Annotated in this window: 7 protein-coding genes; 3 read left to right on the forward strand and 4 right to left on the reverse strand. The window is 39.0% G+C overall.

What is annotated here, in order from left to right; genetic code table 11:
- Positions 1–8: 8 nt before the first annotated feature.
- Both pssA and ACI48O_RS00410 read left to right on the forward strand, forming a co-directional pair.
- The gene (gene pssA, locus ACI48O_RS00405; RefSeq protein ID WP_435559714.1) at positions 9–704 is read left to right on the forward strand and encodes a CDP-diacylglycerol--serine O-phosphatidyltransferase; all 696 of its coding nucleotides are present in this window, start codon (positions 9–11) and stop codon (positions 702–704) included.
- A 176-nt stretch (positions 705–880) separates the two neighbouring features.
- Positions 881–2,263: an amino acid permease gene (locus ACI48O_RS00410; protein ID WP_435559715.1), complete on the forward strand. Its 1,383-nt coding sequence runs from the start codon at positions 881–883 to the stop codon at positions 2,261–2,263.
- 93 nt (positions 2,264–2,356) lie between these two features.
- On the opposite strand, the gene ACI48O_RS00415 is transcribed toward ACI48O_RS00410, so the two are convergent.
- The 4 genes from ACI48O_RS00415 to ACI48O_RS00430 form a co-directional block, all read right to left on the reverse strand.
- The gene (locus ACI48O_RS00415) at positions 2,357–3,934 is read right to left on the reverse strand and encodes a Na+/H+ antiporter (protein WP_435559716.1); all 1,578 of its coding nucleotides are present in this window, start codon (positions 3,932–3,934) and stop codon (positions 2,357–2,359) included.
- A 128-nt stretch (positions 3,935–4,062) separates the two neighbouring features.
- Entirely contained in the window at positions 4,063–6,663 is a 2,601-nt protein-coding gene (locus ACI48O_RS00420) for a cation-translocating P-type ATPase (RefSeq protein ID WP_435559717.1), read from the reverse strand.
- 323 nt (positions 6,664–6,986) lie between these two features.
- Positions 6,987–7,535 carry a GDYXXLXY domain-containing protein gene (locus ACI48O_RS00425; protein ID WP_435559718.1) on the reverse strand — a complete coding sequence of 183 codons (549 nt, stop codon included), beginning with the start codon at positions 7,533–7,535 and terminating at the stop codon, positions 6,987–6,989.
- Complete coding sequence (locus ACI48O_RS00430; protein WP_435559719.1) at positions 7,528–8,598, reverse strand: DUF2157 domain-containing protein; 1,071 nt, start codon at positions 8,596–8,598, stop codon at positions 7,528–7,530. The genes ACI48O_RS00425 and ACI48O_RS00430 overlap by 8 nt, the downstream gene beginning before the upstream one ends.
- A 358-nt stretch (positions 8,599–8,956) precedes the next feature.
- Here ACI48O_RS00430 and ACI48O_RS00435 point away from each other — a divergent pair, with 358 nt between their 5' ends.
- Complete coding sequence (locus tag ACI48O_RS00435) at positions 8,957–10,186, forward strand: DUF438 domain-containing protein (RefSeq protein ID WP_435559720.1); 1,230 nt, start codon at positions 8,957–8,959, stop codon at positions 10,184–10,186.
- The last annotated feature ends 79 nt before the right edge of the window (positions 10,187–10,265 follow it).

The following is a 10,265-nucleotide window of genomic DNA, read 5'->3' on the forward strand; positions in this document are numbered from 1 at the left end:
TGAGAATATTGCGATTTACAAAGATGATACCAAACATGTTTACACTCGGAAATTTATATTGCGGTTTTTTATCGGTTGGTTTTGCTGCTTACGGTCACTATAAAAATGCAGCCATTTTGATCATTATCGGCATGATGTTAGATAGTATGGATGGCAGATTGGCCCGGATGCTTAATGCAGATTCAGCTTTAGGAAAAGAGTTGGACTCTTTAGCTGATATTGTAACGTTCGGAGTCGCGCCTTCCTTCTTAATGTATTATACTTATTTTTTCCAATTTAAACTGTTGGGACTTGCGGTTGCTGGATTATTTCCATTGTTCGGTGCTTATCGTTTGGCTAGATTTAACATTAGTTCCGATAAGTCTTCACTCAATTACTTTATTGGGGTCCCAATCACAGCTGCTGGCGGAATCATTGCCCTGCTTACGCTATTCGGGGATCGAATTCCGCAAATTGTCACAACTGTTATATTTACTGCGATGTGCTTTTTAATGGTGAGTAAAATTAGAATTCCTAGCTTTAAAGAAATTCCTCTCCCAAAATACGGAACCATCGTCACAATTTTTCTCGGTTGTCTATTATATGTAAGTTATAAAAGTACATATGAACAATTTCCATTTCTTATTTATATTGCAGGACCTTTATATGTTGCCTACTTAGCTTACCGGTTCGTAAAAGGGAAGCATCTGAAAAATGTTGATTAAGCAAAAATAGGACCTCCACCTTGGGTTATTTTACCTTAAGCTGGAGGTCTTCCTTTATTGACTAATTTCTGAAAATAAGATATATTAGTATAATAATATTGTTGCTTTAATACGTAAAAGCGTCTAAGCGTTCAAGGGAAAATAAAATTGTAGATTAATGGAAGGGTCGTTAATGAATGGAGAATAATCAACCAGATTTGAAAAAAGGCTTATTGCCTAGACATGTTCAGTTCATTGCACTTGCCGGTATGATCGGCACAGGAATTTTTAAAGGTAGCGCGGAGACCTTAAATATGGCTGGTCCAAGTGTTGTGGTCGCCTATTTAATTGGTGGGCTATTGCTGTTTATTGTTATGGCGGCTTTAGGCGAAATGGGTTCAGTATATCCGAACTTAAACGTACAGCGCCTCGTTTATAAGGCATTTGGCTATCGGACCAGCTTTATTGTTGGATGGCTTTATTGGATTAACTGGATCCTCGTTGTTACTGTAGAGTTAATTGCGGCAGCAAGCTTTTTACAGTATTGGTATCCTTCCGTACCATTATGGGTTTTCAGTTTATTGTGCGCAGCTTTAATCGTTGGAATTAATTTGTTTGATGTAAAATATTATGGAGAAATGGAGTTCTGGTTCGCTGGAATTAAAATTCTAGCATTAACTCTATTTATTATTCTAGGAACATTTATTTTATTTGGAATTTTCCCAAGTTCCATTCAAAATCCTATCAGTAACATTACTGGCAATGGCGGATTTTTCCCGAATGGTATGGGTGGAATGGTTAGCGCATTATTAGTTGTAATGTTTTCATATGGCGGTGCTGAACTAATTGGGGTTGCTGTATCCGAGACGAAAGATGCAAAACGAGTAATCCCAAAAGTAGTCAAGGGAACTGTCATAAGAGTTATCTTATTTTATGTATTACCGATCCTTATTATTTGCGGACTTATGCCTTGGAACGAAGTTTCCTCTGAGTCTAGTCCTTTTGTACAGGTCTTCGATTTAGCGGGGATTCCTGGAGCCGCTGACGTGATGAATTTTGTGCTTGTAACGGCTGTTCTTTCTGCAGCTAATTCAGGTATTTACGCAACTTCCCGTACATTGTTTGCGATGGCGCAAAGCGGTGAAGCTCCTAAAAGTTTAATGAAAACAACTAAATCTGGTATACCTTTAAATGGAATCATGATTACGACTGTATTTATTTTTGGTGGCGTATTTTTAGCCTATATGACACCTGATCATGTAATTGGTTATCTAATGTCAATTCCCGGATTTACGATTATCTTAATTTGGATGGTTATTTGTGCTGCACAATTGAAACTCCGTCCACATTACAAGGAAATGCCTGATTTCCGGATGAAATGGCACCCATATACGACGGTTTTTGCCCTTATTGGCCTGTCGATCATTTTTGTAGCGTTCCTATTCAATGCAAATAACCTCATCGGTACGATAGTATGTCTAGTTACCGTTACACTCGTAACCATCCTTTCGTTTATTTTTCAAAAGAGCGGTAACCGAGTCGATTCACTTACAAAACAGCAATCAAGAAAAATATCTTAACACTTCACCGCAACGGGGGACTGTCCCCCGTTGCGGTGAAACGGTAAAGTGATGAGGACTTCCTCATCACTTTTTTTGTTTCATGCTCCTTACCTAATGTCCATTCTCCAGCTTTACTAACTGATTCGTAATAGCCTCCTGTTGCTGCTCGGCAACTTCACTTGAAATGACTTCCTCTTTTAATAAGCGCTCGATCGCTTCGTGCTGAGCATATAACGATTGTTTGTGAAGCATCTCTTGCTGCTTAACCTTTAATTCGGGATATTTTTGAAATAGGACATCAATTTCGTTTTTCATATCCAAAAGTTCTTGCTCATATTGTTGGATAAGACCCTTTGTAACATTTTCGGTCATATACAAATCCTTTTTAGTCTTGTTTATTTCATTAATTGCAGACTCTAACCTGTAAGCTTGAGCAATCAATTGTTCATACTCATTAAACCCTTCCTCTTTTTTATTAACTCCTAACCAAGATAAAAGCGGTTTAACGGATAGTCCTTGTATAACAAGCGAAAATAATACTACACTAAAGGCCAGAATTAAGATTTCCTCACGCCCTTCAAAATTTCTTGGCAAACTAAGGACGAGGGCAATGGATAAAGAGCCTTTTAATCCACCCCAATTAATAACATGCTTCCACGAATTCGGGAAATTTTTAATAAAAGATAAACTGAGATACACGGCAATACTTCTAGCCACTAATACGATTACGATCGCAAGAAAAATTAAATTCCATTTATCAGCTACATCGATAATCGTAATTTCTAAACCAACCATTAAAAAGACAAGTGAGTTTGCCAGCAATGCTGTAACATCCCAAAAGTTATTAATATTTAATTTAGTTGTTGGACTCATGCCAATCTTTGCTCCATAATTTCCAAGAACTAAAGCGGCAACAACGACGGCGATGACACCCGATGCATGAACACTTTCAGCGATTAAAAACGAACCATAGAACAGGATAATACTAAAAATAATTTCCAACGGATAGTCATCAAAGAATTTGGTTAGCTTTGAAAATCCGTAGCCAAGTGCTCCTCCAATAATGAGACCAAGTGAGATAACTTTAATAAACTCCCACAAACCATGGCCTGCACCCTCAATTCCGAGTTCCATATATGTAAGAAGATAAAAAGCAGATATTTTAAAAAGGACAACGGCTAAGCCATCATTAAACAAACTTTCACCTTCAATAACAATTGCCAATCGTTTTTTCACACCCACGCTTTTAAAAATGGATAGAACACTGACAGGGTCAGTAGCGCTCATTAGGGCTGCGAATACAAACGCAGCAGGGATAGAAAAATCTAACAGCCAGATTCCAGCAAACCCAATAATAATAAATGATAATAACGTACCACCAAAAGCTAGTGCTATTATTGGTCTTTTATTGTCAACAAGATGCGAAAATGGAAGCTTAAACGCAGCTTCACCTAATAATGCCGGGAGAAACATCGTAATGATCACAAAATTAAACACTTCTCCTTCGGTGATAAATGTTTTTAAAGGCTCCAATACTGGAATATTAACAAGTCCAATGATCGCCCCAATTATTACAAGCGCAATTGGGTAGGGCTGCTTGAATTTTTTAGCAATCGCTGTAATTCCAGCTGCTAGCATAACTAAAATGAGAACAAGTTGAAAAATATGATGTAAGTCTAATTCATACATTTATTTCCCTCCTTCAGTACAAAGTGCACATAAACCATTTTTACAAAAGATTCACAAAAAGACAAACGTTGCTGAAAAAGTGTCTGACCCTTTACATACAGTCTCCCGATAGGTCAGACACTCATTTTTTATTTTATGAAAAATAGTTTATACATTTGAATCGTGATTAATGGCAGGAAGCTTAAGCCGACTACTGTCATATATTGCTTGGTTGTTAGCTCGGCAATTTCAAATACCTGCATAAGCGGTGGAAACCATAATACGAGATTAAGCAAAGCAACCCCTAACAGGACCGCAATCCAAATATATTTATTCGTAAACAAACCAATCTTAAAAATCGACTCTTTCGATCTTGAATTGAAACCATGTAGCAGCCTTGATAGACAAAGGGTTGAAAACGCCATCGTGCTGGCAACAGCTGTATTGTCGGGTGCTAATCCAGCATGGAACGCCAAGATTGTCACAATCCCAATAATCAGTCCTTCAACAATGACTTCTGCTCCAAACGATTTATTCAAAATTGGAACGGTAATATCCCTTGGCTTATCCTTCATCACATTTTTGCTATGCGGCTCAAGCCCAACTGCAATAGCTGGCAGGCTGTCCGTTAACAAGTTGATGAACAACAAATGAACAGGGGCAAACGGAACAGGCAGCGCCCCTAAGGAAGCATATAAGACAGATAGAATTCCGGCCGTATTTCCTGATAAAAGAAACTTAATAGAGTTTTTGATATTGGCAAAGATGCTGCGGCCATTATTAATGGCTTTAACAATCGTGGAAAAATTATCATCGGTCAGAACCATGGAAGCTGCATCCTTGGCGACCTCCGTACCCGTGATCCCCATTGCAACCCCGATATCTGCTTGTTTTAAGGCAGGTGCATCATTCACTCCGTCCCCTGTCATCGCCACAACATTTCCTCGATCCTGCCATGCCCGAACAATCCGAATTTTATGTTCTGGCGATACCCGTGCATAAACGGATAGCGCCGTTACTTTTTCACGCAGGTCCTCATCACTCATGCTTTCAAGCTCTGACCCTTCAATGGCTTCTTGTTCATTTTTTAAAATTCCCGTCTGCTTCGCAATCGCACAAGCCGTTATTTTATGATCTCCCGTGATCATAACAGGTTTGATGCCAGCCCGAATACAGCTCTCTACTGCTGCCAATGATTCGGCACGCGGCGGATCCACCATGGCAATCAAGCCTGCGAAAATCAATTCTGACTCGTCATTAACACTGATTTCAGGACTAGAATCAAGCTCTTTATAAGCAAAACCGAGGACGCGTAATCCCTCTTGAGAAAAATTCCCATACGCATCTTCAATTTCTTGTCTGTGTTTCTCAGAAAGTGACACAACTCCTGTTGAAGTACTAATTCTATTAATCCTTGTTAAAAGTACATCAGGGGCCCCCTTTGTGATCATAAATAATTGATCGTTAACCATGTTTACTGTACTCATTAGCTTACGATCAGAGTCGAACGGTAACTCGCCAATCCGCAAATAGTTTTCCCGGATTACCAACTCATCCAAGTTGTATTCTTCTCCAAGGTTTACCAATGCTACTTCGGTAGGGTCTCCAATTTCTTTATTTTCTATCGTGACGGCATCATTGCAGAGGAGTGCCATCGTTAACAGACGTTTCTCTACCTCATGATCGAACCGCAATTCATTGTGGGCAAGCGCGTTACCGTCAACCCATACCTTTTTGACCGTCATTTTGTTTTCTGTCAATGTCCCTGTTTTATCGGAACAAATAACAGAAATGCTGCCTAGACTTTCAACCGCGTGCAAATGCCTAATAATCGCATTTTCCTTTGCCATTTTCTGCGTACCAAGCGCTAGTACGATTGTGACGATGGAACTTAATGCCTCAGGAATAGCCGCGACTGCCAGCGATACGGCAAACATAAATGAATCAACCACATCTCTTCCTCTGACGATGTCTAGTGCAAAGATGAACATAGACAATACGATGATCATAAAGGCGAGCTTTTTCCCAAAGCTATCTAAATTGACCTGAAGCGGTGTTTTCTTTTCCTTTGCTGTTTCCATCAAGGTTGCTATTCGGCCTATTTCCGTCTTCATCCCTGTTCCTGTAACGAGAACTACAGCCCTTCCATATGTTGCAAAGCTACCGGAAAACACCATATTTTTTTGATCGCCAATCACCATATTCCCTTGAGGAATCGCCTCAGTGAATTTCAGGACACTTTCTGACTCACCCGTCAGTGAACTTTCATTTACTTGCAAGCTGTGACTCTCTAAGATTCGACCATCAGCACTGACAAAATCACCTGCATCCAAATAAAGAATATCTCCGGGAACCAATTCCTTTGAAGGAATCTCCTCTTTTTGTCCATTGCGCATAACTTTTGCTGAAGGTGACGTTAAAGCCTTTAGACTTTTTAACGACTGCTCTGCTTTCATATGCTGAACGGTGCCAAGAATCGCATTTAAAATCACTACAATGAGGATAACAATCGTACTCTCTGCCTTACCAAGGAATGCCGACACCGTTGCCGCTACCAACAAAATGAAAACAAGAAAATCTTTAAACTGGCGAAAAAACACTTGAATAAACGTACTTCTTTCCGCTTCCTCGAGTTCGTTAAAACCGTATGCTTTCCTTCTTTCTTGTATTTCGTCTGTATGTAATCCCTCTTTTGTAACTCCTAATTCTGCCATTGCTTCCTCAGATGTCTGCCTGTAAAATTCACTCATTTTTCTCTCCCCCTTACAAGCCCTCACTACAAACAAAAGACTCTGCAGCGAAAAAAACTTGCTGCAGAGTCTCACTCAACTATACTAGCTTTTCAAAGCCGGGTTAAAGAATAACCGCAATGACGACTTTGAATCCTTTTTAAAAAGTGCCTGGCCGCCCTTCGGCTCATGTTCTTGAGCCAATGAAACCCTGAAGCTAGACACTTATCATAAAAGGCAAGTTACTCCCTCTGGAAATATCGAATTATTCTAACATTAGTATTATTTTATCATAAAATTTCCAGCAAAACTATTTTGGTTATTTTACGATCAATATTTATAAGTTAATCTTCCATCATGATATCAGTCAAATAAGCATAGCCGTTAAACACTTTTACTTTAGCGACAATATCACCTCTTGTAGAAGCCTGTTCCCACTCAAGACCAGTGTTATCTTCTACGAAATACTTATCGATACTATAGTTGATAAACGCCACCTCAACTGCTTCTTTTTGACTAACAGGATTCCAGCTTTTATCAAAATATTGCAGATTCCCTTTTAAAAAGATTCCCTTGCTTGGCTTATGAAGCGATACCTTTGTTGGAGAATATACACTCCCCTCTTTCCCTAATGAAACATACACTTGAGCATTATACATCGTATCTCTTTTATCAAGAATTTCCTGATCAACTAAGTTTAAGGGTACTTCTTCCACTTCAAATCTTAATGATACATAGTCTCCACGAAATGGGTCAGATGGGTCAACAGGGATTGTTTGTAAAAGGATTTCTTCTCCATTGTAAATCGTGTATAGAGGCTTGACTGTCATTCCTAACAGAATAAACACTGGAACTAAGCAAGCTAACAAAAGATACTTTGTCCGTTTACTCATATAGGCTCCCCCCTTTTTTTCGCTGTTTTTCAAAGTAAAAACCGAAGCCCAGCAAGATGAGTCCGCCTATTATAAACACAACAGATTTGTCTAAAAACTCAAGCGAAAGATCGATATAAAAACGGAAAATCATGATGCAAAGGATGATGATGTTGACCAAGCTTCCCTTTTTGATTAAATAAAGAACGAATAGCAAATACACAATCGAGAACGGAATATAAGCCCAATCAAGCGGCCATGATCCTTCAAAAGATAAAAGAAGCGCCGCGCCACAATGGACAAGATGTCCTAAAAAGACAAAGACTTCTCTTATTTTACCTTGGAACAGGATCAAAACGACTCCAATGGCTAAATAGACTAAGCCGTAAATATACTCGACCTCTTGGATTCCATCTGTAAAATAAATAAGAACCGTCCAGATAAATTGCAAACTCAGAATCCCTAAGACAAAGCCGGTCACCCGGAAAAAACCAATTTGATCATTGATTAAATAAATAGCAATCAGCCAGAGGATTACCCAGAAATTGATCATTTCCCCGCCAATAAATGCCCCATCGCCTATGTAAATGGCCATAAAAATCGATGCCGCAAGCAATATCCATTTATCCTTTAATACCCAAGCAAGTGGCATAATCCCCAGAGACCACCAATAAAAGGCAGAACGAAAATCACCGCCTAAATGGAACATTTGCCCAATTAGAAATATTCCTGCTCCGAAAACGATCACTCCAAGGTAATAAAAGCTTTTAGCTGTTTTCGGGAAATGCTTTTCCATCAAATATCCAGTCAGATTACAGCCGATTAATAGAGTTAATATAAACAGGAACTTAAACAGCTTACCCATTTCAGCCCAGTTGCTCGCCACGAAACTTAGAATCCCCGCCCCAATTAGAATCGAACCAACATACAGAAGTGTTTTTGTAAAAGAAAGACGTTTTTCCTCTCCATAGAGATCTTGTATTTCTTTTGATTTTTCTACTGTAAGAACGTCAGCTTCCTGAAGGTATTGCAGCTCGCGTTTCAAAAACTGAAGCTCATGTTTTTTTACAAGACGTTTGGACATATTCTCACTCCTCTCATTTTTCAGTTCATGTTTTAACTTAAGAAATTATCGAAGGATGAAAAATGATTGCTACTATTCTTTTCTTTATTGTAACAATATTTCATTTGAAGAGTTCGATTTTTCTGGATATTTTCACAAAACTTCGGGAGTTTACGATTTTTTTAAGCACGTGATTTCCATCACAATTATCTTTATGCCGATATGTTACATTGTGATTGAGAAATATTATCACTAGTTTTCAAGGTAAGGAACGTCAGGTTTTTATGTTTAAGACTGAAAGACTTCCTTTATCTTTTTTATTAATAAAAATAGCTATTAGATCTTGAATATAAATTTAAAAATACAGAGGAGAATTATCATGAGCGAAATGATCAATAACCGTGAGCTTCCAACTTTAAGCAACACTGAACGCCAAGAGATTTTGAAAAAAATTATTAAAGATTTGCATAATGGAAAAAGCGTTGAAGAAGTAAAAGCGCAATTTGAAGACGCTGTTGGCAGCATTACCGTGGCGGAAATTTCCCAGTTGGAGCAGGCATTAATGGAGGAAGAAGGAATCCCTGTTTCAGAGGTTCAACGTCTTTGTTCTGTCCATGCTGCGATTTTTAAAGGTTCGATTGAAGAGATTCACCGTTCTGATAAGGCTGAAGACCAGCCAGGACACCCTATTCATACCTGGAAGCTAGAAAACAAGGAAATTGATCTGTTGGTCAACTTCAAGCTTCAGTTGCACTTTGAACGATTCCTTAAAGAAGACTCCGAAGAAAATGTGTATAAATTGATTGAGGATTTAAATTTATTGCTCGACATTGATAAGCATTACAGCCGTAAAGAGAATCTTCTTTTCCCTTATTTAGAAAAGTACGGCATTTTTGGACCGACGAAGGTAATGTGGGGTGTGGACGATCATATCCGCGATGGCATTAAATATGTAAAGAAATTATTGGTGAGCTACGATGGGGATAAGCAGAAGATTAACGAGGAGTTTACGTTCGTGATTCGAGAAGTAACCGAAATGATTTTTAAGGAAGAAAATATCTTATTCCCAATGGCCCTTAATACTCTTACAGAAGATGAATGGGTTAAAATCGCTCATGAAAGTGATGAAATTGGCTATTGCTTGACAAGTCCAGCGGGTGTTTGGAAGCCAGAAAGAAAAGCAGTAGAGGGCGATGCGATTTCGGAAGGTTTCATCCGAATGGAAACCGGAATCCTTTCTTTAAAACAATTAGAGCTTATGCTCAATCACCTGCCAGTCGATATTACGTTTATTGATAAAGACGATGTTGTGCGCTACTTCTCACATGGGAAGGAACGGATTTTTGCCCGGACTAAGGCCGTGATTGGCAGAACCGTTCAAAATTGCCACCCGCCACGGAGCGTACACACTGTTGAACAGCTGTTGGCTGATTTTAAAGCAGACCTGAAAGATACCGAAGACTTCTGGATTAAATTCAAAGATAAATATGTATATATCCGCTACTTCGCGGTACGCGATGAGAATGGTGAATATATCGGAACTCTTGAATTCACCCAAAACATCAGCCCAATCCAAGAAATCGACGGGGAAAAACGGATCCTGTCATAACTAAATTTAACACTTTAAAGCAACGGGGGACTGTCCCCCGTTATGATAAAGCAGTAAAGCGCTGGGGGACAGTCCCCCA

The sequence above is a fragment of the Neobacillus terrisolis genome (assembly GCF_051233475.1).
Classification (GTDB): domain Bacteria; phylum Bacillota; class Bacilli; order Bacillales; family Cytobacillaceae; genus Bacillus_BU.

Bases quoted from the DNA above. Each gene is read 5' to 3' on its own strand.
- ACI48O_RS00415 (WP_435559716.1), bottom strand. From the start codon at position 3,934: ATGTATGAATTAGACTTACATCATATTTTTCAACTTGTTCTCATTTTA.
- ACI48O_RS00420 (WP_435559717.1), bottom strand. From the start codon at position 6,663: ATGAGTGAATTTTACAGGCAGACATCTGAGGAAGCAATGGCAGAATTA.
- ACI48O_RS00430 (WP_435559719.1), bottom strand. From the start codon at position 8,598: ATGTCCAAACGTCTTGTAAAAAAACATGAGCTTCAGTTTTTGAAACGC.
- ACI48O_RS00425 (WP_435559718.1), bottom strand. From the start codon at position 7,535: ATGAGTAAACGGACAAAGTATCTTTTGTTAGCTTGCTTAGTTCCAGTG.
- ACI48O_RS00410 (WP_435559715.1), top strand. From the start codon at position 881: ATGGAGAATAATCAACCAGATTTGAAAAAAGGCTTATTGCCTAGACAT.
- ACI48O_RS00435 (WP_435559720.1), top strand. From the start codon at position 8,957: ATGAGCGAAATGATCAATAACCGTGAGCTTCCAACTTTAAGCAACACT.